The following is a 24992-nucleotide window of genomic DNA, read 5'->3' on the forward strand; positions in this document are numbered from 1 at the left end:
CTATACTTTCCTGCGATATTTCGTGTGGAAAGTAGTGCTGTGTTAATAAGCATTAACCATCGGAGCTACTATATTAGAGACTATATTTAGGGCTTTTCGACGTTCATCAAGATAGTCATAACGGTCGTAAATACCTTCCACACCTTTAATTTTATGGTTTAGGCATCGTTCGGCAATGTGACTGGGCACACCTTGCTCAGCGAGTAAGCTTCGGCAAGTTCTTCTGAAATCGTGAATCGTAAAATAGGGGATGTCTCCCATCCGATGGAGTGGTTTTTTCGTTTTGCTCGAATCCTGTCCGAAAAGAGCTGCAATTGCTCTATTGAGCGTATCGCCTGATACGTGAGGATTCTTGCTAGTTTTGCGATTAGGGAAAACATACTCTGAACCACAACCCCTGATCTTCAGTTCTTCGAACCATGATACAACCGTATCTGGAAGTGGGATTGATATTGCTACTGAGCTTTTTGTCCTTGGTTGTGGTAATTTCCATATCTTTAAATTTAGGTTGACCTCACGCCAAGTTAGTTTGAAAAGCTCACCTTTTCTAACCCCCAATGAAACTAATAAAGCTGCTGCTAAGTAATTATCTCTCCCAAAACTGCTTATATTTTTTCTGGCTACATCAAAAAAAAATTCTAGTTCTTTAACAGACAGAGCTCTTTCCCGACTTTTTTCAGCCCCGCCAGCATCAGCAGGTTTAAAGTGGCTCGCTGGATTGCCATCTTTTAAGCCAAGCTTACAAGCATGAGCAAAAAGCTTTTTGCAATGAAGTAGGGTGTCGTTAGCGATACAGGGACGATTACTATGAGCGACCTTTTGAATTATGTTTCTGATATCAAGGGGCGTTACATCTTTAATTTGCAATCGACCAATATATGGTTTGACTTCTTTTGTATAGATTCTTAGTGGGATCTCGCTGTGTTTAAGCTGTTTTTTGGCATCTACAAACCAGTCATCGAATAGATCATCAACAGTATGAATTTTTTCTTCACTGAGTTTTGCTCTTTCAGCTAAAGGATCAGATCCTTTAATAATAGACTGTCTAGCAATTGCGGCGGTTGCTCTAGCATCAGCAAGTGACATGTGAGGATACTGGCCTCCCTCTAAAGTCATAAAACGCCTTTTGCCATTGACTGAATATCTTATTTCCCAGCTGGCTATGCCTGCCGTCTGTACTCTAATGTAAAGTCCATCACTAACAGCCTTTCTACCTACCTCTTTACTGCGAATAAATGCCTTTATTTGCTTATCATTCATTGTTTTAGGCTCTAAATGGTTACTAAGTTAACTTTAAGTGGTTACTAGCTTGGTTTAGTAACCACTCTAGTAACCACTTTTGACATGACAATAGCAAACAATCACGAACCTGTAAAAACATAAAACCCAGCAAGTGCTTGGTTTAATTGGTTATTTATAACCTGTTAGAACAAGTTGAAACCTTATTCCACGTTCTGGATCTGCTCGCGCATTTGTTCGATGAGCACTTTAAGTTCAACTGCGGCTGAGGTGATTTCAGTGCAGATGGATTTAGAGGCGAGAGTGTTCGATTCGCGGTTGAACTCTTGCATCATAAAATCTAAACGACGACCTTCGCTGCCGCCTTTTTTGAGGATGCGGCGCGCTTCGGCGACATGAGCTTCGAGGCGATCCATTTCTTCGGCCACATCTTGTTTTTGTGCCAGTAGCACCATTTCTTGCTCGATGCGGGCTGGGTCGAGTTCACCTTTGATTTCCGCAAGGCGGTTGGTGAGCTTTTCGCGTTGATACAACATCACAGTTGGCATGTGCTCGCGTACGACGGCGATTTGCTCGCTGACGCCGTCTAAGCGGCTTAGCAGCATGTCTTTGATAGCTTCGCCTTCACGGCCACGGGCTTCGATGAATTGATCTATGGCTGAGTCGAAGGCTGTCATCAGATCGGCTCCGATTGCATCCATATCTTGTTCACCGCTCGCTAGCACGCCTGGCCAGCGTAGGATGTCGGTCAGATTGACATCGCCTTGTCCCGCTTCTTGCTTAAGCCAAGTGGCGGCGCCCAATAGCTGTTTGGCCAGCGCTTGATTCAATTGCAGCTCGTTGTTGCTGTTGTCTGCAAGTTCGTAGCGCAGATTGACTTCAACTTTGCCACGGCTTAAGCGTTTACGTAGGCGGTCGCGCAGTACGGGTTCGAAACTGCGGAATTGCTCGGGTAAACGTAGGTAAGTTTCGAGATAACGTTGATTGACTGAGCGAATTTCCCAAGAGGCAGTGCCCCATTGTGCTTTGTGCTCGATACGAGCGTAGGCTGTCATGCTTTGGATCATGGGTTGTCCTAATGGTTTAATCGTCATAATGAGAGGCGATTATAGAGTCAATGGCTTTAGGATTAAAGGCATACAGCAAATATACCCAAGCTGCCTGAAGATACGAGTTTCAGAGCGCCTAGTGTGCTTCAATTCAAGGCGCAGCAATGACAGAATGTCGGCTACCTCTTGAATTGATGCAACACGGAAGTGAAGTGCCCTAGGCGCTCCGTCCCGGCGGCTGATGTTAACCACGGGGTAACGCACTTTATGCTGCGTTGGTTATTTTTAACTTAGTCCACTAGGTCCGCAAATAACCGCAATCGCCATGGATGGCGTGAATGCCATTTATGCAGGAGCAATAAATGGCCTTGCCTAAAGTGCGTTAAACTCCCGCTGAATTCAGCATCTTCAGGTTGTTTGGGTATAAGGACACGGATTTGGCGTTTGAGTGTGATGAGTTTGCCAGAGAATCACCCTAAGCATGGCATCCTAAGGCTCAAGCCCTTATAATATGCAGCCAAAATCGGTCAATGACTCAGAATACAGGAATCTCGCATGCGTCCAAGTAACAGAACGCCAGCACAAACTCGTCCCATCACTATCACTCGCCAGTTTACGGCCCATGCCGAAGGTTCTGTGTTAGTGGAATTTGGCGAAACGAAAGTGCTTTGTACCGCCAGTTTTACTGAAGGTGTGCCACGTTTCCTTAAAGGTCAGGGTCAAGGCTGGGTGACGGCGGAATACGGCATGTTGCCACGTTCTACCCATAGCCGTATGGATCGTGAGGCCGCTCGCGGTAAGCAATCTGGCCGTACGCAAGAAATTCAACGTCTTATCGGCCGTGCTCTGCGCGCTTGTGTGGATATGAAAGCCCTAGGCGAAAACACTATCGTGATCGACTGTGATGTGATTCAAGCTGACGGTGGCACGCGCACTGCCTCTATCACTGGCGCCTGTGTGGCCTTAGTGGATGCGTTGAACTGGGCGCGTGGTAAAGGCATCATTAAATCTAACCCGCTGAAATTCCTTATCGCTGCTGTCAGCGTCGGTATTTACAAGGGTGAAGCGATCAGCGATCTAGAATATATCGAAGACAGCGCCGCTGAAACTGACATGAACGTGGTGATGACGGAAACGGGCAAGATCATCGAAATTCAAGGCACCGCCGAAGGCGAGCCATTCAGCCATGAAGAATTACTCGAACTGTTGGCATTGGCGAAGAACAGTATTCGTGAAATCGTCGATGTGCAGAAAGCCGCACTGAACTAATAGTGTGGTGATGAAAAAGCCCCGTCATGTTATAGAGTGCGGGGCTTTTTATTAGCTGCAACTTTTTATCTGCAGCAAGATGCTAGTGTTAGACAAGCCCTGTACCGAATTAAATGTTGCCCAATAAAACATTACCTAATAAAAACCAATAAAAGACAAAGCCGTAAGGAGATATTGTGAAAGCCTATCAACGTGAGTTTATTGAATTTGCCTTAGAACGTCAGGTGTTGCGATTTGGCGAATTTACCCTTAAATCGGGTCGTATCAGTCCTTATTTCTTCAATGCGGGTTTGTTCAATACTGGCCGCGATCTAGCACGTTTAGGCCGTTTCTATGCCGCTGCATTAGTGGATTCAGGCATTGATTACGATTTGCTGTTTGGCCCAGCTTATAAAGGCATTCCAATTGCGACCACTACGGCGGTTGCCCTGTGTGAACACCACGATATCGATATCCCTTATTGCTTTAACCGCAAAGAGAAAAAAGATCACGGCGAAGGTGGCAGCTTAGTCGGTAGCGAGCTGAAAGGCCGCGTTATGTTGGTGGATGATGTGATCACTGCCGGTACTGCGATTCGTGAGTCGATGGAAATCATCGAGGCCCATAAAGCTCAATTAGCGGGCGTATTGATTGCCTTAGACAGGCAAGAGAAAGGCAAGGGCGAGTTATCTGCTATTCAAGAGGTTGAGCGTGATTTTGGCTGCGGCATTGTTGCGATCATTAAACTTGCCGACCTCATTAGCTATTTATCAGAAAAGCCTGGAATGGAAGTGCAACTTGCCGCCGTGAGCCAGTACCGCGAGCAATACGGTATTTAAGTCTAGCGTTTGACGGCTGGTATTGATCAAGTGGCTATTATTGGCGTGGTGAAATCAGTTAATCAGCCGGCATTCATCTTAGCTAGGCCGAGAAAGGTTTGATTGAGTGGGTATGAAAACAAAAAACGCTGCGATTCTATAGAAGGAATCGCAGCGTTTTTTTGTTGAGTAGTATTGATTGCTATTGATTTAGGCACGTTTTAAATAGCGTTAAGTTTCAATACATTTATTTAGACTGGTGCAAAAACTCGGCGCGGGTCGCAGGGTTAGACTTGAAAATACCGCCCAGCGCTGTGGTGGTGGTTGAACTGGTTGAGTCCATCACGCCACGGGATTTTACGCAGTAATGCACTGCATCCATTTTAACCGCAACGTCTTTGGTTTCAAGCAAGGTTTGTAGCGCGACTAACACTTGCTGAGTCAAACGCTCTTGCACCTGTGGACGTTGGGCAAAGAAACGCACGATGCGATTAATCTTTGATAAACCAATGATTTTTTTGCGTGGTAGATAAGCTATGGTCGCAGTGCCATCGATCGTCACTAAATGGTGTTCGCAGGTACTGGTGAGGCTAATGTCTTGCACTCGCACCATTTCATCGAAGCCCATCTTATTGTCGATAACCGTGATCTTAGGGAAGTTCGCATAATCTAAGCCGGAGAAGATTTCATCGACGTACATTTTAGCAATGCGGCGCGGCGTATCGGCAAGGCTATCGTCTGACAGATCCAATGACATTAACGTCAGGATTTCTTTCATATGATGTTCAATCTTGTCTTTACGTTCTTCACTGCTGTAAACGCTTGGGAGCATTGGGGTTTCAAGTCCACGTTCTAATAACGCGGCTTGTACTTTTACTGCTGCTTCACTTAATGCCATCTTATCCTCCACTACGTCGTAGCGGCTATAACAGAAAACCTATGCTGAGCATCGAGTGGTACTTGGGCTGTTCAGCATCAGATACAAATTATTGTTATTCTCGCTAGGGCAAGAATAGGGGGAGGAGGATAGCGCGAATTGCAGATAATTCATACCGAAAAACGCTCATGGGTCACATGAAAAAGCCGATAGTCCTTATCGGATATCGGCTTTAAATCAGTCACTATTAATCGAGTTTAGACTGGCAGTGACGGCAAGTTTGAGTAAATCCTAAAGTTTTAGATTGGTTTTTAGGAAGCTGAGCATTTGTTCATAATATTTCGCTCTATGCTCATCGTTATAAAAACCGTGCCCTTCATTGTCCATTACCAGTTTTTGGTAAGGGTAATTGTGAGCTTTTAGGCCTTTTTCGAGGGATTCGAGTTGCTCAATTGGCGCTCGCTCATCTTCACCACCGTGAACGAGTAAGAGGTTCGCTTTTAATTTGGCAACGTTTTCTGAGGGCGACATGGCTTTTAGGGTGGCTTTGTCTTGGCCAAGTACGTCCTTAAGATAGCTTGTTCCTGAACGTGTTCTGGCTACGTCACCTTCATCAAACATTAACTCCAGATCATACACACCGGCAAACCCAACCGCACATTTAAACATATCGGGCGCTAATATGGCGCTTTGCAGTGCGCTATAGCCGCCAAAGCTACCGCCAGCAATACACACCCGTTCTTTATCGGCAAAGCCTTGGTCAATGACGTACTGAGTCGCGTCTATAATATCGTGCTGAATATCTGAACCCCATTTTTGATAGCCAGCTTGCTCGAAGCTCTCACCATAACCGCCAGAACCGCGGAAGTTAACCTGCAACACCGCCATACCATTTTGGGCGAGTAATTGATTTTGTGGATCAAATCCCCACCAGTCACGAATGCCATGGGGACCGCCATGGGGATTGACGACCAAAGGGAGATTTTTGCCTTCCTTACCATAGGGCAAGGTTAAATAACCATGGATTTTCTGGCCATTGCGGTTGGTGAAACTAATAGGTTTAACCTCCGCCATTTGCTCTGGGTCGAGCCATTTTCGGGCGGTGGCGAGGTACTCGAGTTTGAGCTTTTTAGTATCAAACACATAGTAATCACCGGGATTGCGGTCGTTAAATGCAATCACCACCAGTTGTTCACCATTACGGGTTTCGCTGACAATCCGTACTTGATGTCCCGGTAGAGCAGCAATTAAATCCTTGAGTAGTTTGGCGTGGTTGTCGTTGTTATCGACAAAGGCATAGCTTGGATAGCCATTTTCAAACTCAATGGCGTAGAGCTGCTTATTGGTGCCGTTGATCCAGAAGTTGCTGGGATCAACGACCTCATCTTGAATGATCTCGGCCTTTTCACCTGTTTCTAGGTTGATGCGATATACACCTAAGGTTTCAGTGCCCACGCGACCCGCAGCATAGATGGTATTTTTATTATCAGCGAAGGAGATAGGCGTAAAATCACTTAAGCCTAGGTTGAGTTTATCGGTGTTTATCCATTCGCTATCTTTGCGGTAAAAGACTTTAGTGATGTTTTTGCTGTCTTCCCCTGCCACAAAGCGGACTTCACCATCATGGTCGGTCATAAAGCGAGCTCGGCCTATGGGGGAGCCTGTTATGCGTTTGCGAACCCCGCTAAAAAGGTCAACGCGGTAGACATCCTGGCGTGTTTCACTCAAGTCCGGGGCACCAGTCCATGGGAGCGCATTGACCAGCATATAGCGCTCATCATCCGGTAGAGGGTCCAGTATGAATGCTGTGGCATTTATGGCGGTATTTTTCCTGAGATTTGAACCCGTTTGCTGCTCGCCGCTGTTATAACCAAATAGATATTTAGGGCGAGAACCATCGGCGTTGACCGCCATTAATTCGCCGTAGTATTGGGGGACATCGCTCCAGCCCTTAAGGTATTCTTTTGCCAGCACAATGCGCTCGCTATTGGCCCATTCATAGGTGCCTACCTGGGCGTTGCTTGGGAAGCGAATCGCATTCAGCAGTTTTTTGGTTTGAGCATCTAATACTATGAGTACATTTTTACCCTCGACACTGGTAATTGCACTTAAGTATTTGCCAGTAGGAGATATTTTTACGTTCGCGTATTCATCTCCTCGGCTAAATAATTGTGATAATGCATTCGTGGCCGAGGTCTCAGCCGCAAATGCGGTGATAGGCATCATGGGTAAGCAAATGGTGGCCAAAACGGCAAAAGGCAAAGTTTTCATCTGACATCCTTGTAAAATCATTGTGTTTTTTGTTCTGAAAATGTTTTCGAGGATAAAACAAAAGAAGTAGTGAGACAAGAAGGGAAGTGTCCCATCCTAAGATAGGTTGACAGTTTCTAGGCCAGCTCCAGTAGCTGGCCTTTTCTATTATGCACCTGATTGGGTGTTTCCATATCCAAACTCAGGTGCGGTCTCATTTCGTTGTATATCGCTATCGATTCTCTAACAAGTCTCTTCAGCTCTTCCAGCGTTTTACATCGATAGAGTAAAAACTCCTGCTTCAGGATCCCGTTTACTCGTTCTGCTAACGCATTTTGATAGCAATCATAACCGTCTGTCATCGACGGCTGAATATGGTTGGCCTGCAGTTCATCTTGATAAACAGCTGAGCAGTATTGCGAACCTCGGTCTGAGTGATGGACCGCATTAGCGCTATAGCGCTTATCTTTGACCGCCATTTTCAGTGCTTTCACTACGCTTTCTGCTTTCATGTCCGAACTCAAGTGATGACCGACTATCTTACGTGTCGCGGCATCGGTCACTAGTGACAAATAGTGCACGCCTTGGTCTGATTCGAGATAAGTGATATCGCTGACCAGTACATGCTCGGCATCGTGTAGTCCCTCTTCCTTCAGCAGGTTGGGATGCTTCTTCATCCAATGCTTGCTGAATGTCGTTTTTGTTAAGCTTCTCTTGGGCTTAACTAGCAAGCCTTCACTTCTCAAGTAGGTAAAGAACCCGTCTCGCCCGAGTTTGATATCATGTTCAACCAGCTTAGGCTGTATCAAAGTATAGAGCTTACGCGTCCCCAATCGTGGCATATAGTTACGCCAATATTGGACCCAGTCTTTGATAACCGATAGCTCAGCGCTTCGGCTCGCCATTCGGGCGACAGCCTGATAAATACCTTGCCGTGAAATACCGACGGCGCGACACGCAACGGCGAGGTTTATTTTGCTTTGGGTTTTGGCTTGCCAGAGATACCGGATAAGTACTTTTTTCTGAGGCCGGCTCCGTATTCATTGTCCATGATATCGACCATACCATTGAGAATTTGGTTACGCAGTTTCGCTTCGGCTAACTCACGCTCAAGGCGCTTGATAGTTTCGGCTGGGGTTTCTTTCGAATGAGGCATAAGGGGATGCTGAAAGGGTTTCGACCAATCGAGTTTACCATGCTTTCTCAGCCAGACGAGTACTGTTGTTTTACCCTGAATGCCAAAACGAGTCTGCGCTTGCTTGTAAGTCATTTCGCCTTTTTCAACACGTTCAACAACGCCTAATTTAAAAGCTAAGGTGTAATCGCGTTGAGTACGCTTACGGCTTGAGTTACTTGATGTTGTCATAAAGAAGTCCTCTTTATGTCAACGTATTTCAGGACGGGACAAAGGTTAAAAATAAAGGACGGTAGTTACCGTCCTTTATGTTGAAAAATCATTAGCTTTGTAAAAGCTGATGTTGGATAAAACGCCACTGTTCATCGAAGTGTGTAGTAGGTTTGAGTTTGAATTCACTTCGTACAAACTGAGCGATTCGCCCTTCGGCAAAGGCTAACAGTAAATTGGCTAATATGGCTTCGTCTAAGTTGAAGCCTTTGCCTTCCCGCAGGGTTTTTTCCCGTAAAATTTGCTTTAACTGGGTTTCAATTTTGGCAAATAAATTACTAATGCGGCTGCGCAAGCGTTCGTTTTCGCCGAGCAGCGCATCACCATTGAGGACGCGGGAAATACCCGGGTTACGCTCGGCAAAAATCAGTAACAGTTGCAACACCAGTTGGCAGCGCTTCATTGTGTCTTTTTCGTCATCCATGATTAAATTGATGCGCGACAATAACGACTCTTCGATAAATTCGATTAAGCCTTCGAACATCCGTGCTTTACTCGGGAAGTGACGGTACAGGGCGGCTTCCGATACACCGACTTCTGAGGCCAGTTTCGCTGTGGTGATCCTTTGTCCTGGGTTGGTTTCTAGCATCTGTGCTAGACATTGCAAAATATGTTCACGACGATTAATTTTTGGGCTTACAGCCATTGCAGTATCCTTGGCTCAATAACGACTTAGGGGATTATTTAGTGCCTGAATGGCCAAATCCGCCTTCACCACGATCTGAGCTGTCGAACTCATCAACGAGTTTGAATTGTGCTTGTACTACAGGAACAAACACCAGTTGTGCGAGACGATCGCCAATTTCTAAGGCAAAAGGACTGTCGCTACGATTCCAGCAAGACACCATTAAGGGGCCTTGGTAATCGGAATCGATGAGTCCGACCAGATTCCCCAGTACGATACCGTGTTTATGGCCAAGACCTGAGCGCGGCAAAATCACTGCCGCCAGTCCTTGATCGGCAACATGAATGGCAATTCCCGTTGGAATAAGCACTGTTTCACCCGGTGCTATAGTCAAAGTCGTGTCGATCATGGCACGAAGATCCATGCCTGCACTGCCAGGTGTAGCGTAGGCAGGTAAAGGAAATTCTGAGCCGATACGGGAGTCGAGAATTTTTAATTCAATCGGTGTTTTCATGTATTTGTTTTTTCTTTCACTATCAACGAAAGTAATTGCCGTGCCAGCGTGAGTTTGTCAGTAGCAGGCAAATCTTGACTGCCGTGCGGCCAGAACACTCGCAGGGCATTGGCATCGGCATTAAAGCCTAGACCAGCAACGGAAACGTCGTTCGCGGCGATCATATTCAAGTTTTTACGTTTGAGTTTATCGCGCGCATAGGTTTCTACATCATGGGTTTCTGCGGCGAATCCCACCACAAAAGGACGGTTAGGTAAGCTCGCAACCGTGGCTAAGATATCAGGATTCCTCACCAGCGCAAGTTGCATTTCTTCTGCCGATTTTTTGATCTTACAGGTGGCGATGTCGCTAATGCGATAGTCAGCAACTGCGGCGCAGCCAATAAAAATATCTTTTTTATCAACGTTATCCATCACAGCGTCAAGCATATTTTGCGCCGATTCAACATCAATGCGGGTCACTCCTTCTGGGGTACTTAGATTTACTGGGCCAGAGACTAAGGTGACTGTTGCGCCCATATCTGCCGCGGCTTTGGCTAAGGCAAAGCCCATTTTTCCAGAACTGTGATTCGAAATGTATCTGACGGGATCAATTGCCTCACGGGTTGGCCCTGCGGTAATCAGTATTGACTGTCCTGCGAGTGGCTTAAGTTCAACGGCGTCATGAGTGGCAAAAAACTGCGTAGCCCGTTCGGCGATGTCTAATGGCTCTAGCATACGACCAGGGCCGACTTCACCACAGGCCTGACTGCCACTTGCAGGTCCCCAAAGGGTAAAGCCGCGGGATGCCAGGCTGGTTAAATTCGCCTGCGTTGCCAGATTACGGTACATCTGCTGATTCATTGCCGGACACAGGGCGATAGGCGCCTCAGTGGCAAGACAAGTGGTGGTGATCAGCTCATCGGCCATGCCGGCATTAATCCGCGCCAATAGGTTTGCGGTTGCAGGGGCGATGATGACGAGATCTGCCCAACGAGCGAGTTCGATGTGACCCATGGCTGCTTCTGCCGCAGGATCGAGTAGGCTTGAGGCAACGGGATGTCCAGATAACGCTTGCAGCGTCAAAGGCGTGATAAATTCCATCGCACTTTGGCTCATCACCACGCGTACATCAAAGCCACGCTCTTTTAAGCGACGGACTAAATCAGCACTTTTATAGGCCGCAATACCGCCGCCAATGCCCAGCAGGACGTTTTTATTTGTCAGACTCACAGACATCATCCGAGATAGAAATAATGCCGCCAACAATATCACAAAGCGGTGAATTTTAGTGACTCTCCCAGTTCAAAAAATCTCGTCCATACTCAGTAAAGTGAAAATATGTGAGATGACAGGGAGGTCGCATGGGCATTAAAGATTGGCCTGAGGGGGAAGGTCCCAGAGATAAACTGTTACAAAAAGGGGCGGGGCAACTGTCGGATGCGGAGTTATTGGCGGTATTACTGCGGAACGGTTTGGCGGGATTAAACGCGGTTGATCTTGCAAGGTCGCTTATTAGCGAGTTTGGCGGCCTCAGAAACCTGCTTTGTGCTCCTCGAAATCAGGTGTGTCGACTTCCGGGCGTAGGACCTGTAAAATACGCCCAGCTTCAAGCTGCGGCCGAATTAGCGCGGCGTGTAGCGCAGGAAAATCTGCAAAGAGGTCAAGTTTTAACAAATCCCGATTTAACTCGGGACTATTTAATGAGACAATTGGCCGATCGCTCCTATGAAGTGTTCGCAGTTTTACTGCTGGATAGCCAGCATAGAGTGATTCAATTTGTCGAATTATTCCGCGGTACAATAGACTCAGCCTCAGTGTACCCACGTGAAGTGGTGAGCTTAGTGCTGGAGAAAAAGGCCGCAGCAGTTATAGTTTGTCATAATCATCCGTCTGGTATTGCCGAGCCCAGTCAGGCTGACCGACGAATAACTGAGCGATTAAAAAATGCGTTAGCAACCATAGACGTATCCTTATTGGACCATATGGTTGTAGGTGATCGAGAGATAGTTTCTTTTGCAGAACGAGGCTGGATTAATTAATCTAACACTTGATCTTCACTCTGTGATCGTGTATAAAATGCGCCCTCTTTGTGCCTCGGGCGACGGCCATACGAGGCACATTAATGCTCGAGCGTTAAAATTGTTTTTGGAGAAGATTGACATGTCAAGAGTATGCCAAGTTACTGGCAAGAAGCCGATGGTTGGTAACAACCGTTCGCACGCAAAAAACGCGACCCGTCGTCGTTTTTTACCTAACCTACAAAACCACCGTTTTTGGTTAGAAGAAGAAAAGCGTTTCGTACAGTTACGTGTATCTACTAAAGGTATTCGTCTGATCGACAAAAAAGGTATCGAAGTTGTTGTTGCTGAACTTCGTGCTCGTGGCGAGAAGGTATAATAGATCATGGCTAAAGCTAAAGGTAATCGTGAGAAGATCAAATTAGTTTCTACAGCTAAAACTGGTCACTTCTACACAACTGAAAAAAACAAGCGTAACATGCCTGAAAAAATGGAAATCAAAAAATTTGATCCAGTTATTCGTCAGCACGTTATCTACAAAGAAGCAAAAATCAAGTAATCCTTGGTTAGTGTTTCGAGAAAAGCCCCTTATTTAAGGGGCTTTTTTTTGCGCTTTTTTTAGTAGTTAGTCATCAAGTTGAGATAATTGCCTCGCAAACTTAAGCCGCTGAATCATCCCCTGTGAAGTTAAAAAAGTGTGAACACTTGCTGAAAATATAAAATAGTGCGGTTCTAAGCACTTTAAATCATTAAAACTGCACTTTAGTGAGAATAAATTCTTTATATGTGAATTAAAATGCAATACCATACGCGAAAGTTAGCGATTCATTCCTGGCATGTCATCGTGACGCTGCCAGCTCAAAAATGAGGTGTAAATAACGCGTGCGTACCACTGAACTGGTTGATGGATTTCGTCACTCTGCCCCCTATGTTAATGCTCACAGAGGTAAAACTTTTGTGGTCATGCTGGGTGGTGAAGCTTTGGCTCAGAATCACTTCCGCGCCATCTTAAATGATGTCGCCCTGCTGCACAGTTTAGGGATTAAAGTGGTGTTGGTGTATGGCGCTAGGCCGCAGATTGATGCTGCATTAGCCGTCAATGGTATCGAACCTGCCTACCACGAAGGCGTGCGTATTACGGATGAAGACTCGCTCAAAGTGATCAAGCAAGTTGCGGGTGCACTGCAATTTGATATCACAGCGCGTTTATCCATGAGCTTAAGCAATACGCCAATGCAAGGTGCGCAAATTAACTTAGTGAGCGGCAACTTTGTGATTGCCCAGCCATTAGGCGTGGATAATGGCATCGATTTTTGTTTGAGCGGTAGAGTGCGTCGTATCGATGTGCAAGGCTTAAAACGTCAGCTAGATAATCACTGTATCGTGTTGATGGGGCCGATTGCGGCTTCTGTGACCGGTGAAAGCTTTAATTTAACCGCTGAGGAAATCGCGACTCAAGTGGCGATCAAGCTCAAAGCCGACAAGATGATCGGTTTTAGCTCACAGAACGGTATTCTCGATCGCAATGGCGATGTGATTGCCGAGTTGATGCCAAACGATGCGCAAAACATCATGAGCAAGCTGGCCGAGCAAGGTTCTGCCTGCGTTGGTACTATGGCTTTTTTGAAAGCCAGTATCGATGCTTGCCGTAATGGCGTACCGCGTTGTCACTTAGTCAGCTACCTCGAAGATGGCGCTTTGCTGCAGGAACTGTTTTCTCGCGAAGGGATAGGCACGCAAATCGTGACTGAGAGTGCCGAGCGTTTACGCTGTGCGTCGATCGCTGATATTGGCGGTGTACTGAACCTTATTCGTCCATTAGAGGAACAAGGCATTCTGGTGCGTCGTAGTCGTGAGCAGCTCGAGATCGAAATCGAACAGTTCATGTTGATTGAACGCGATGGTTTAGTGATTGGTTGCGCCGCACTCTATCCTTTTGAAGAGGACAATGCGGGTGAGTTTGCCTGTTTGGTGGTGCATCCCGATTATCGCGATGCCGACAGAGGCAGCTTGCTGCTGAAGAACATAATCAATCAGGCCAGAAACCGCGGTTACTCACGCTTGTTTGCGCTGACCACTCGGAGCATTCACTGGTTCCTCGAGCATGGTTTTGTGATTGAAGATGTTGAAGCACTGCCACAGAAGAAAAAGCAGTTGTATAACTATCAACGTCGTTCAAAAATTCTCGCGCTCGATCTCTAAGCCGTTCTAACTCAATCCAATCAATGCCAGCCTAGTACTCATATTAGCGCTGGCATTTTTTGTTGACATAATATGTCTTTATTGGCAGATTAAGGCTTCACTGCACGGGAGATGTTGCCAATGAGTCCTCAATCCTTCGAACTCGCCCCTTTCACCCAGACCTCTATCTTCAGTTTTATCGTCTTATTGCTCGGTTTAGCGGGTATCTTGCTGATGTTATGGCTAAAAAATATGCCTAAGATAGCGAAGTCGGCGAGTTTAGGCATATTGCTGGTGATGATGGGCGGATTTTCATGGGTTTTTTATCAATCCAATAGTGCCGAGTTAGTGTTAACCGATGCTGAACTCACAGTGGATGTGCCCTTCTATAAAGTGCAGTTATCCCGCGCGGATTTATTGCCTGCCGAGGCGCGGATAGTCGATTTACAGCAAGAGGCAGATTTAACGCCGAGCTTTAAAACCAACGGCATAGGTATGCCAGGGTTTCAATTAGGCTGGTTTAATTTGCAGGGAAAAAGTAGAGCATTTCTGGCGATAACAGATAAATCGCAGTTAGTGTTAGTGCCAACGACTAAAGGCTACAGTTTATTACTGACAGTGCCACAAGGGAGTGAATTTTTAGCACAGTTACAGAAGTCATCATCACTTCTGTAACTGTGTATCGGCGTGATAATGATCACGCCGCTTTGCGTTTATAGGCCATATCTAAGGTAAAAACGAGCAGCGCGCTCCAGATAAAGCCGAAGGTCACGCCTTTTTCTGCATCGAAGGGCTCATTGAACAGACTCACTGCTAGGATGAACATAATACTTGGGCCGATATATTGGAAAAATCCAAGCATAGACAATGGAATCCGTACCGCCGCCCCTGCAAAACAGAGTAAAGGAATCGTGGTCACTATTCCCGCTGCCATTAACATCAGATTCAGTTGCCAATCGTTGGTCAGCATGCTCGCTGTTGCTGTGTCTAAGGTCGCGACTAGGTAAATTAGCGCGACCGGTAATAACACTGCGGTTTCGACCAATAAACCGGCCTTAGCATCCACATTGACCTTTTTTCGTAGCAGCGCATAGAAACCAAAGGTGCCCGCGAGTGCCAGTGAGACAATTGGAATAGAGCCAAAAGAGATTAATTGGATCAACACACCAGCACTGGCGAGTGCGACCGCAAACCATTGCAGTTTACGCAACCTTTCGCCTAGAAATAACATGCCAAGCAAGACGTTGAGTAGAGGGTTGATAAAGTAACCTAAACTGGCATCGAGCATGTGATCGTTATTCACCGCCCAGATAAATAGCAGCCAGTTTCCCGCAATCAGTATGGAAGTAATGGTGAGAACCATCAGCTGTTTAGGTTGTTTAAACAGTAAGCGTAAGCGTGAGAACCCGCCGATAAACTGCATAATTATCAGCATAAACACGAACGACCAAATCACCCGATGGAGCAAAATTTCGGTGGCGGAGACATGATTGAGTAATTTGAAATATAAAGGCGCAAAACCCCACATACAGTAAGCACTGACGGCGAGTAGGATCCCTTTGCGGTATTCAAGATCTTGCATGAGACATCTTCGAAGGACAACAAGACGGCGATTGTAGGTGTGTCTGACCGCTGACTCAAGGGCATCGCCGCGTTCTTTTGGTTACAGAATATCTCGATAAGAAATTAAATAGCCGATCAACGCCAGTAAACATCTTGCTAATCAAGATGTTTACTGGCTTTGATCTTTAAGACGGTAAATGAGTGTTCTGCGATGAAACGGCTAGCCCACCATATAAGTACCTGTCCCAAAAGCGATATGTGTGCCTTGCTCATTATGCAATTCCATACGGCACACCGACACCCGATTGCCCGCACGGATCACGCTGCCCGTCCCGGTAAAGGTGAGCCCGCGTCCCGGCCGTAGATAATCGACGCGCATATCGATAGTGCCTAGGGTTTGCAGGCGTTGCTGCAGCTCTTCGACCGTCCAATCATCACGACTGGCGACCAGTCCTGCAAAGGCGGTGAGTCCGCCAACCACATCGAGTACCGTGGCTGTCACACCGCCGTGGAGGATTTGCTGGTGGATATTGCCAATTAGCTCAGGCTTCATGTTGATCACGACTTCAACGCCATCAATGTCATAACGCTTGATATCGAGTCCGAGTAGATTATGGAAAGGGACATGTTGATCAAATACTGCTGCGACTCTTCTCAAAGCTTCGGCTTGGATTGGGCTGGTCATTATTGGGTCCTTGTCACTGAGTGACTGCATTAGGCGTAATTGGATTTGTTATCAACACTGAGATGAACAAAGTGCGGCTTAGAGCAATTAATCTACAGTGAAGCGTGCGCAGAATGCAACTTAAGCCACATTGAAGATAAATTGGCTATGGGCATTATGGTTAGTTGAGTGAGGGCGATCTTAGTCGATGGCATTTAATCCTGAATGGGTTTACGACAAGATGGCGCAAGACAGGAGCGGTTCAGTCCTTTAGAATAGGCCCCCTCACTTTTGACATAGAAGATCCATGGAAAAGCTCGTACTCGACACGCATGATGATCCGCTCTCGCAACGCCTCGCACAGGTGTTTGGTTACCGTGACTTTAGGGACGGTCAGCGGGAGGTGATAGAACGTGTCTGCGGCGGGCAAGATTGCTTAGTGATCATGCCAACGGGCGGCGGTAAGAGTCTTTGCTATCAACTCCCCGCGTTGCTGATGGATGGCATTACGATTGTTGTATCTCCATTGATTTCTTTGATGAAAGATCAAGTCGATAGCTTGTTGCAAACCGGTGTTGCAGCGGCTTATCTCAATTCTTCATTGCCGCGAGAGCAGAGCGCCGAAGTATTAAGGCAGCTGCGCCACGGTGAGTTAAAACTGCTTTATGTGTCACCAGAGCGCTTATTAAGCGCAGATTTTATTGAGCGAATGCAGTCGTTGCAGCTAGCGATGTTTGCCATCGACGAGGCGCACTGTATTAGTCAATGGGGTCATGATTTTCGCCCTGAATATGCGGCGCTTGGCCAGCTAAAACAACTCTTCCCCTATGTGCCTATGATGGCGCTGACAGCAACGGCGGATCAGGCGACTCGGCAGAGTATTTGCGAGCGACTTGGGATTGACCCGTTCCGTTTACTCTCTAGTTTCGACAGGCCTAATATTCGCTACACAGTGGCGGAAAAGCTCAATGCTGCGAATCAGTTACGGCATTTTTTAACCCAGCAAAATGGCACCAACGGGATTATTTACTGTAGTAGTCGTCGCCGTGTCGACGAAGTAGCCGATCGTTTATGTCTGCAAGGTTTTAATGCTAAGGCCTATCATGCGGGAATGACGCAGGAAGATCGTGGCGCAGTGCAGGACAGTTTCCTTAAGGATCAAATCGATATCGTGGTCGCCACTGTGGCTTTCGGTATGGGGATCAATAAATCGAATGTGCGCTTTGTGGTGCATTACGATATTCCTAAAAGTATCGAAGCCTATTATCAGGAAACGGGCCGAGCGGGCCGTGATGGGCTTGATGCTGAGGCCTTTATGCTGTTTGATCCTGCCGATATTGGCCGGGTGCGACATTTGATTGAACAGTCTGAGCCCGGGCCGCAGCAGCAAGTCGAATTCCATAAACTCAATACCATGGCGGCGTTTGCTGAGGCGCAAACCTGCCGTCGCCAAGTGCTATTGCATTACTTTGATGAGAGCGCACTAGAGCCCTGTGGTAACTGCGATATTTGCCTCGATCCACCTAAGCGTTATAACGGTACCGAAGATGCACAAAAGGTGTTGTCATGTATTTTCCGTTTAGGGCAGCGTTTTGGTATTAATCACTTAATTGAAGTGTTGCGCGGCTCGAAAGGCGCCCCGATTGTTGACCGAGGCCATGACAAACTCACGACTTGGGGGATTGGTAAAGACAAGAGCCATGAGTATTGGTTGAGCGTGATCCGTCAATTGATCCACTTGGGACTGGCGAGTCAGGATGTGACGCGAGGTTCATCTATAACCTTAAACCCATCGGCACGACCTGTACTCAAAGGTGAGGTGGCATTAATGCTCGCCGAACCGCGTATTCAGTTAACGACCACAAAACGTAAGGTGAGCCAGTCTAAGGCGCCGCTGAACTACGACCGTAAGCTGTTCGCGCGACTCAAGTTACTGCGAAGAACCATAGCTGAGCAGCAAGATGTGCCGCCGTATTTAGTGTTTAATGATGCGACGCTGGCGGAAATGGCGGCCATGATGCCGACCAGTGCAGGGGAAATGCTCGCCGTTAACGGAGTGGGCGAGCGTAAACTGAGTCGTTTCGGCGACGCTTTTCTCGATGAGATCGCGGCTTATTTAGCGGGAGAATAATGGTTTGGATTATTCTCACTGATTTTAACCTTGCCTAATTGATTGATACTGGCGCGCTTAATTAAAGACTCTAACGTATCAAACTGCTGCATTGCCGCGATACCAATATTGACCTTGCTTGACCCCTGCCAAGGTTGAATACAGGCCACTAATTGATTGACTACTTTCTTAGCACCAGCTGCAGAGGTGTGCGGTAGAATAATCACAATTTCATCCATTGAATATCGGATTAACTTATCTTGCTCTCGCAGTCTGTGTTGTAGCTCATCCTGCAGGGGCGGCAAGTCAACTTGCCGTATTTGACTCGCATTAAAAAGTAATAAAGACAGCGGATAATTACCTTGTTTGGCAATGTTTAAGGCCGATGTGACTTGTTGGAGCAGAGTTTCCGCAGGCTCCTCACCTTCGATACGGGGCGCGCGATTATTTTGCTTATCAATCAAATACCAAATAGCCCCGCCGAGTAACGTCATCGCAATTAAAAATAGTGTGCTATAGGCCCAGTCTAGATTTAACTCTTGGAGGATCGATGCCTTTTGTGGCGCAGGACTATTCTGATCCTGTTGCAAATCTTGTTGATTCAGGCGGGCTTTAAATTGCAATATCCGTGCAGTGTTCATTCCTTGATTGGCGAGTTCGGCAGCTCGATAGCGTTTGAGTAAGAGAGAATAGGCCTGCTTAAAATCCCCTTGTTCTAAGTAGTGATCGCTCATGATCCCGTAAAATCCTTTGAGATCAGAATATTGTTTCAGATTTTCAGCTTGTTCAATGGCGTGATTCATTAGGATTAATGCAGCATCGTCTTGATGCTGGGCAAAGCGTATTTGTGCCAGCAGACGGGTCGAGCGCATCATAGCCAATTGCTGATTGTGCTTCTTGAAGGTATTGATGGCGATAGAAAGGTATTCTTCGGCTGTGTCGATGCGGCCCTTGTCGAGCGCGATCGATGCCAAAATGGCATAGCTGTAGGCAAGTTCTAGTGGCGAACCGAGTTCAGGCAGTAGTGCCTTTGCTTGTTTTTCGAGTTTATCACTGTAATCGAATTCTTGATTATCGAGCGCTATTCTGGCCGCATTTCGTAGAATGATGTGTAGCACTTTTCCCTTGGCATCTGAGCTCTGTATTCCTAAGTTGGTGTAATACATGGCCTGAGGGAAATCATGGGTTGCGTAGAGTAAATTACCCATGGCCGCATAAATATAAGCCTGTGGTGGCCAAACCCAATTCTGGGTCTGAGTATGAATGTCTGGATAAATATCGATGGCCAGACGTAAATCTTCGATGGCAGAGGAAAAGTTATCTGTGTCGGTATCGAGCTGACCACGTAAACGCAAGGCATCGACTAAGGCTTGGGGTTGTTGATAGCGTCGCGCTAAGGTAATGGCTGAATCCAGCAAGGGCAGCGCATTTTGAATATTGTTGTAGTTGAGGTTGGCATCGGCTTGGCAAATCAAAAAGTAGGGGCGAACTTGATCGAGCTTAAGCTGCTTAGCATTGGCCTCGCCTAACTGAGCTACGTTGATCGCGGCTTCGTTCTCACCCAGTTGCAGCAGATTTTGGCATTTCAATACACTCAATCTGAGTCGATTAATGTCAGAAGTGGCGCGGGTCGTAAATTGTTTTTCTATGGCTGTGATTTGAGTCAGGGCTTTACTGGGATATTGGTAGACGAGTTCTGTGAGCTCATCCAACTGGTCTATAGCACTCGCCCCAAAGGGGATCAGCCATAACAACAGGCTCAGTACCAAGACGCGAAAATCCATTTTGTGCTCCATAAAATGCGTAAGCTCTAATATCCGTAATCACTAAGGCGAGATTATAACTTTTCTTAATCGTTTTTTGCATAAAAAACTATTATTTTCTAAGGGGAATAAGTTAACACATCCCAGTGCTTTCTGAATCCAAACAGCGAGTTAATTCTGTGGAATCGATCACTTATTTGGGGATAAAACTCACAGTTATTGGCCTTAAGACAGGTCGAATGAGTGGAACATGAAAAAATTAGGGTTGACACTCTCGGCTAGGCAAGTTAAATATTAACCGTCCTAGATTATTTGAACAGAATAAATATTTAAATAAAATGAATAGAATTAGCAGCAAACTCGACCTCCTCTCTCTCCTCGCGGTTTATACGCGGAGGTCTTAGTGTTGCACGCTCGATAAATAGGCAAAGCATTCACAAACCCCGCACCAATGTTGCGGGGTTTTTTGTATCTGAATACGGCAAAAGTTAAATAATGAACGGTGACGTTCCATGGAGAAGCGAGATGTCTAACAGAGTAATTATATTTGATACGACCTTACGTGATGGCGAGCAGGCGTTAGCCGCAAGCCTTTCGGTCAAAGAAAAGTTACAGATCGCCATGGCGCTGGAACGTCTAGGTGTTGATGTAATGGAAGTGGGTTTTCCAGTCTCATCACCCGGTGATTTTGAGTCGGTGCAAACCATAGCGCGCACCATCAAAAATAGCCGCGTTTGTGCGTTATCCCGCGCACTTGAAAAGGACATCGATGCCGCGGCGCAGGCCTTGTCTGTTGCAGATCAGTTCCGTATCCATACGTTTATCTCGACATCGACGATTCATGTGGAAAGCAAGTTGAAGCGCTCGTTTGATCAAGTGTTAGAGATGGCGGTCAGCGCAGTGAAATACGCCCGTCGCTTTACCGACGATGTGGAGTTTTCCTGTGAGGATGCGGGGCGTACGCCAATCGACAATCTGTGTCGCATGGTGGAGGCCGCCATTCTTGCTGGCGCGCGTACCATTAACATTCCCGATACGGTCGGTTACACAGTGCCAAGCGAGTTTGGCACTATTATCCAAACTCTGTTTAACCGCGTGCCGAATATCGACCAAGCGGTGATCTCAGTGCATTGCCACGATGACTTAGGTTTGTCAGTGGCGAACTCGATAACCGCAGTGCAACACGGTGCGCGTCAAATCGAATGTACGATCAATGGTATAGGTGAGCGTGCGGGTAACTGTTCATTGGAAGAGATCGCTATGATTTTAGCGACGCGTAAGGGCATGCTGGGTTTGGAAACAGGCATTAACGCCAAGGAAATCCACCGTACTTCTAATTTAGTCAGCCAGTTATGCAACATGCCTGTGCAGGCTAACAAAGCGATTGTCGGTGCCAATGCCTTTACCCATTCGTCGGGTATCCATCAGGATGGCATGCTGAAAGCGCAAAATACCTATGAAATCATGACCCCAGAAAGCATAGGTTTGAATCGCAATAACTTAAATATGACCTCGCGTTCTGGTCGCCATGTGATCAAGCATCGCATGGAGGAAATGGGTTATAGCGAGCACGATTACAATATGGATGCGCTGTACGAAGAGTTCCTAAAATTGGCGGATAAAAAGGGCCAAGTATTTGATTATGATTTAGAAGCCTTAGCCTTTATGGAAGCGCAGGCCGAAGAAGACAATCACTATCAATTGCAGCAATTAGTGGTGCAGTCTGACTCTACCGAAGGCGTTGCCACAGCGACTGTGCGTATCGAAGTGGGCGGCGAAATTAAAACCGAAGCCGCAACTGGCAATGGTCCCGTTGATGCCGCCTACAACGCCATTGCCCGTGCAACTGATCGTCGTATCGACATCATCAGCTACAAGTTAGGCGCTAAGGGCGTAGGCCAAAATGCCTTAGGTCAAGTGGACATTACCGCCGTTTACCACGATCAAAACTTCCACGGTGTAGGTTTAGCGACCGATGTCGTTGAAGCCTCGGCGCGCGCTTTAGTGCATGTGATGAACTTAACGTGCCGTGCAGACAAGGTCGCCGATTACAAACAAAGCATGCAAAAGAATCGAGAGCTAGGCGGCGTCTAGTCGCTAAAAGCTTCCAAAGAATAGCAAGGTCGAGCATAAAGCATTCACATTTAAAGGAGTTGGCTGGCGTATGAGTTATCAAGTAGCAGTATTAGCAGGGGACGGGATCGGCCCAGAAGTGATGGCAGAGGCGCGTAAAGTGCTGCGTGAAGTGGAAGCGCGATTCGATTTAAATATCGAATATACGCAATACGATGTCGGCGGTATTGCCATCGATAACCACGGTTGCCCACTACCCGATGCCACGCTAAAAGGTTGTGAAGCGGCCGATGCGATTCTATTTGGTTCAGTCGGTGGCCCTAAGTGGGAAAAGTTACCGCCAAATGAACAACCTGAGCGCGGCGCGCTATTGCCTTTGCGTGGTCACTTCGAACTGTTTTGCAATCTGCGCCCAGCCAAACTGCACGATGGCCTAGAGCATATGTCACCGCTGCGTAGCGATATCTCTGCCCGTGGCTTTGATGTTTTATGTGTGCGTGAGTTAACCGGCGGCATTTATTTTGGTAAACCAAAGGGCCGCCAAGGTGAAGGCGAGAATGAAGAAGCCTTCGATACTATGCGTTATAGCCGCCGCGAAATTAGCCGTATCGCCCGCATCGCCTTTGAAGCCGCCCGTGGTCGCCGTAAAAAAGTAACCTCAGTGGATAAAGCCAACGTACTGGCTTGTTCAGTGTTGTGGCGCCAAGTGGTTGAAGAAGTAGCGGTTGATTTCCCCGATGTCGAGCTGGAACACATCTATATCGATAACGCGACCATGCAGCTACTGCGCCGCCCCGATGAGTTCGATGTGATGTTATGTTCTAACCTGTTCGGTGACATTTTATCCGATGAAATCGCCATGTTAACGGGCTCTATGGGCTTGTTGTCCTCGGCGAGCATGAACAGCAGTGGTTTTGGTTTATTCGAACCTGCGGGTGGCAGTGCGCCGGATATCGCAGGTAAAGGGATAGCCAACCCTGTCGCACAAATTCTGTCGGCAGCATTAATGTTGCGTCATAGCTTGAAACAAGAAGAAGCGGCGAGTGCGATTGAGCGCGCCGTGAGCAAAGCCTTGAACTCTGGCTATTTAACTGGCGAGCTGTTGAGCAGCGACAAGCGTAGCGAGGCTAAATCGACGGCAGAAATGGGTGACTTTATCGCCAATGCTATAAAGGAAGGTGTGTAATGACGAACGCAAAGACCTTGTACCAAAAAGTATGGGATGCACATATCGTTGCTGCTCCCGAGGGCGAAGCGCCGGTCATTTATGTCGACAGACATTTAGTCCATGAAGTGACGTCACCACAAGCATTCAGCGGTTTGAAAGTCGCGGGCCGTAAGCTGCGCGCGCCGGAAAAAACCTTTGCGACTATGGATCATAATACTTCTACTCGCAGCGCCAGCTTAGATGCCCTAAGCCCGATGGCGCGCACTCAGGTGGAAACCCTAGCGCAAAACTGTAAAGACTTTGGCGTGCGCTTATATGATATTCACCATCCTAATCAAGGGATTGTGCATGTGATGGGCCCTGAGCTAGGCATTACCTTACCCGGCACTGTGATTGTGTGTGGCGATTCCCATACCGCCACCCACGGCGCCTTTGGCGCGTTGGCGTTTGGGATTGGCACATCGGAAGTTGAGCACGTGTTAGCAACGCAAACGCTGCGTCAGTTAAAAGCTAAAACCATGAAGATTGAAGTGCGTGGTCATGTCACCGAGGGCGTGACCGCCAAAGATATAGTACTGGCGATCATTGGCAAAATCGGCATGGATGGTGGCACGGGCTATGTGGTGGAGTTCTGCGGTGAGGCGATTGAAGCCCTGTCGATGGAAGGCCGCATGACAGTGTGTAACATGGCGATTGAGATGGGGGCTAAGGCGGGCATGGTCGCGCCGGATCAAACCACTTTTGATTATTTAGCTGGCCGTGAATTTGCGCCAAAGGGCGAAGATTGGGCAGAGGCTGTCGCTTACTGGAAAGCCATTAAAACCGATGACGGCGCGGTGTTTGATGCTGTCGTTGAGTTAGATGCTGCCGATATTGCGCCGCAATTGACTTGGGGTACTAACCCAGGCCAAGTCGTGGCAATCGATGGCAATGTACCAGATCCCATTAATGAAGCTAATCCAAGCACCCGAGCTAGTATGGAAAAGGCTTTAGAATACATTGGCCTGAGTGCGGGTACGCCGATGACAGACATCAGTATCAACAAGGTGTTTATCGGTTCTTGTACTAACTCACGGATTGAAGATTTACGCAGCGCCGCTGTACATGCCAAGGGCCGTAAAGTCGCAAGTGGCGTCACCGCCATTGTCGTACCTGGTTCTGGCCAAGTGAAAGCGCAAGCTGAAGCCGAAGGCTTAGATAAAATCTTTATCGAAGCGGGGTTTGAGTGGCGTTTACCGGGTTGCTCTATGTGTTTAGCGATGAACGATGACAGATTAGAAGCGGGCGATCGCTGCGCGTCGACCAGTAATCGTAACTTCGAAGGTCGCCAAGGTCGCGGCAGTCGTACCCATTTGGTGAGCCCGGCGATGGCCGCAGCCGCTGCGGTGGCAGGGCATTTTGTCGATATTCGTAAACCTTACTAATTACCGTAAACCCAAGAGGAGA

The 24992-nt window shown here is 47.3% G+C and carries 22 protein-coding genes; 11 read left to right on the forward strand and 11 right to left on the reverse strand.

Features of this window, described 5'->3' with window-relative positions; all coding sequences use genetic code 11:
* Nucleotides 1-42 precede the first annotated feature (42 nt).
* The gene (locus tag BM607_RS18825) at nucleotides 43-1260 is read right to left on the reverse strand and encodes a site-specific integrase (protein ID WP_071940403.1); all 1218 of its coding nucleotides are present in this window, start codon (nucleotides 1258-1260) and stop codon (nucleotides 43-45) included.
* A gap of 182 nt (nucleotides 1261-1442) precedes the next feature.
* Entirely contained in the window at nucleotides 1443-2306 is an 864-nt protein-coding gene (locus BM607_RS18830) for a YicC/YloC family endoribonuclease (RefSeq protein ID WP_071940402.1), read from the reverse strand.
* Nucleotides 2307-2843: 537 nt separating this feature from the next.
* Here BM607_RS18830 and rph point away from each other — a divergent pair.
* Together rph and pyrE are read left to right on the forward strand one after the other, a co-directional pair.
* Complete coding sequence (rph, locus tag BM607_RS18840; RefSeq protein ID WP_006079862.1) at nucleotides 2844-3557, forward strand: ribonuclease PH; 714 nt, start codon at nucleotides 2844-2846, stop codon at nucleotides 3555-3557.
* Between the two features lie 176 nt (nucleotides 3558-3733).
* The gene (pyrE, locus tag BM607_RS18845; protein ID WP_006079863.1) at nucleotides 3734-4375 is read left to right on the forward strand and encodes an orotate phosphoribosyltransferase; all 642 of its coding nucleotides are present in this window, start codon (nucleotides 3734-3736) and stop codon (nucleotides 4373-4375) included.
* 226 nt (nucleotides 4376-4601) lie between these two features.
* Here the strand turns inward: pyrE and folE are convergent, their stop codons facing one another.
* From folE to coaBC, 6 genes are all read right to left on the reverse strand, one after another.
* Nucleotides 4602-5252: a GTP cyclohydrolase I FolE gene (gene folE, locus BM607_RS18850; protein WP_006079864.1), complete on the reverse strand. Its 651-nt coding sequence runs from the start codon at nucleotides 5250-5252 to the stop codon at nucleotides 4602-4604.
* Nucleotides 5253-5522: 270 nt separating this feature from the next.
* On the reverse strand, nucleotides 5523-7502 hold the full coding sequence (locus tag BM607_RS18855; protein ID WP_071940401.1) for a S9 family peptidase: 1980 nt from the start codon (nucleotides 7500-7502) through the stop codon (nucleotides 5523-5525).
* 116 nt (nucleotides 7503-7618) lie between these two features.
* A protein-coding gene (locus BM607_RS18860; protein ID WP_087486581.1) for an IS3-like element ISSba4 family transposase occupies nucleotides 7619-8847 on the reverse strand; the annotation gives its coding sequence in 2 pieces (ribosomal slippage) (nucleotides 7619-8496 and nucleotides 8496-8847; 1230 coding nt in all).
* Nucleotides 8848-8938: 91 nt separating this feature from the next.
* On the reverse strand, nucleotides 8939-9532 hold the full coding sequence (slmA, locus tag BM607_RS18865; RefSeq protein ID WP_006079866.1) for a nucleoid occlusion factor SlmA: 594 nt from the start codon (nucleotides 9530-9532) through the stop codon (nucleotides 8939-8941).
* Nucleotides 9533-9566: 34 nt separating this feature from the next.
* The gene (dut, locus tag BM607_RS18870; protein WP_006079867.1) at nucleotides 9567-10025 is read right to left on the reverse strand and encodes a dUTP diphosphatase; all 459 of its coding nucleotides are present in this window, start codon (nucleotides 10023-10025) and stop codon (nucleotides 9567-9569) included.
* Complete coding sequence (coaBC, locus tag BM607_RS18875) at nucleotides 10022-11245, reverse strand: bifunctional phosphopantothenoylcysteine decarboxylase/phosphopantothenate--cysteine ligase CoaBC (RefSeq protein WP_071940400.1); 1224 nt, start codon at nucleotides 11243-11245, stop codon at nucleotides 10022-10024. The genes dut and coaBC overlap by 4 nt, the downstream gene beginning before the upstream one ends.
* 122 nt (nucleotides 11246-11367) lie before the next feature.
* Between coaBC and radC the strand changes: the two genes are divergently transcribed.
* The 5 genes from radC (at nucleotide 11368) to BM607_RS18900 (ending at nucleotide 14880) form a co-directional block, all read left to right on the forward strand.
* Nucleotides 11368-12045, forward strand: a complete 678-nt coding sequence (gene radC, locus BM607_RS18880; protein ID WP_006079869.1) for a DNA repair protein RadC — start codon at nucleotides 11368-11370, stop codon at nucleotides 12043-12045.
* A gap of 121 nt (nucleotides 12046-12166) precedes the next feature.
* Nucleotides 12167-12403 (forward strand): 50S ribosomal protein L28, encoded by a 237-nt coding sequence (gene rpmB, locus BM607_RS18885; protein ID WP_006079870.1) that lies wholly within the window; start codon nucleotides 12167-12169, stop codon nucleotides 12401-12403.
* 6 nt (nucleotides 12404-12409) lie between these two features.
* Entirely contained in the window at nucleotides 12410-12583 is a 174-nt protein-coding gene (gene rpmG, locus BM607_RS18890) for a 50S ribosomal protein L33 (RefSeq protein ID WP_006079871.1), read from the forward strand.
* 323 nt (nucleotides 12584-12906) lie between these two features.
* Nucleotides 12907-14226, forward strand: a complete 1320-nt coding sequence (argA, locus tag BM607_RS18895) for an amino-acid N-acetyltransferase (RefSeq protein ID WP_006079872.1) — start codon at nucleotides 12907-12909, stop codon at nucleotides 14224-14226.
* A 120-nt stretch (nucleotides 14227-14346) separates the two neighbouring features.
* A complete protein-coding gene (locus BM607_RS18900) occupies nucleotides 14347-14880 on the forward strand; it encodes a PH domain-containing protein (protein WP_071940399.1) in 534 nt (177 codons plus the stop codon).
* Nucleotides 14881-14902: 22 nt separating this feature from the next.
* Here the strand turns inward: BM607_RS18900 and rarD are convergent, their stop codons facing one another.
* On the reverse strand, nucleotides 14903-15787 hold the full coding sequence (gene rarD, locus BM607_RS18905) for an EamA family transporter RarD (protein WP_006079874.1): 885 nt from the start codon (nucleotides 15785-15787) through the stop codon (nucleotides 14903-14905).
* 201 nt (nucleotides 15788-15988) lie between these two features.
* Nucleotides 15989-16453 (reverse strand): thioesterase family protein, encoded by a 465-nt coding sequence (locus BM607_RS18910; protein WP_006079875.1) that lies wholly within the window; start codon nucleotides 16451-16453, stop codon nucleotides 15989-15991.
* A 286-nt stretch (nucleotides 16454-16739) separates the two neighbouring features.
* Here BM607_RS18910 and recQ point away from each other — a divergent pair, with 286 nt between their 5' ends.
* Nucleotides 16740-18563, forward strand: coding sequence for a DNA helicase RecQ (recQ, locus tag BM607_RS18915; RefSeq protein WP_012586599.1), 1824 nt, complete (start codon nucleotides 16740-16742; stop codon nucleotides 18561-18563).
* Here the strand turns inward: recQ and BM607_RS18920 are convergent.
* Nucleotides 18545-20326, reverse strand: coding sequence for a diguanylate cyclase (locus BM607_RS18920; protein ID WP_071940398.1), 1782 nt, complete (start codon nucleotides 20324-20326; stop codon nucleotides 18545-18547). The genes recQ and BM607_RS18920 overlap by 19 nt on opposite strands.
* A 504-nt stretch (nucleotides 20327-20830) precedes the next feature.
* Between BM607_RS18920 and leuA the strand changes: the two genes are divergently transcribed.
* From leuA to leuC, 3 genes are all read left to right on the forward strand, one after another.
* On the forward strand, nucleotides 20831-22399 hold the full coding sequence (gene leuA, locus BM607_RS18925; RefSeq protein WP_071940397.1) for a 2-isopropylmalate synthase: 1569 nt from the start codon (nucleotides 20831-20833) through the stop codon (nucleotides 22397-22399).
* Between the two features lie 70 nt (nucleotides 22400-22469).
* Nucleotides 22470-23564 (forward strand): 3-isopropylmalate dehydrogenase, encoded by a 1095-nt coding sequence (gene leuB / locus BM607_RS18930; RefSeq protein ID WP_006079879.1) that lies wholly within the window; start codon nucleotides 22470-22472, stop codon nucleotides 23562-23564.
* On the forward strand, nucleotides 23564-24970 hold the full coding sequence (leuC, locus tag BM607_RS18935; RefSeq protein WP_071940396.1) for a 3-isopropylmalate dehydratase large subunit: 1407 nt from the start codon (nucleotides 23564-23566) through the stop codon (nucleotides 24968-24970). The genes leuB and leuC overlap by 1 nt, the downstream gene beginning before the upstream one ends.
* Nucleotides 24971-24992: the final 22 nt, after the last annotated feature.

It is taken from the genome of Shewanella sp. SACH (genome assembly GCF_001887095.2).
GTDB lineage: Bacteria > Pseudomonadota > Gammaproteobacteria > Enterobacterales > Shewanellaceae > Shewanella > Shewanella baltica.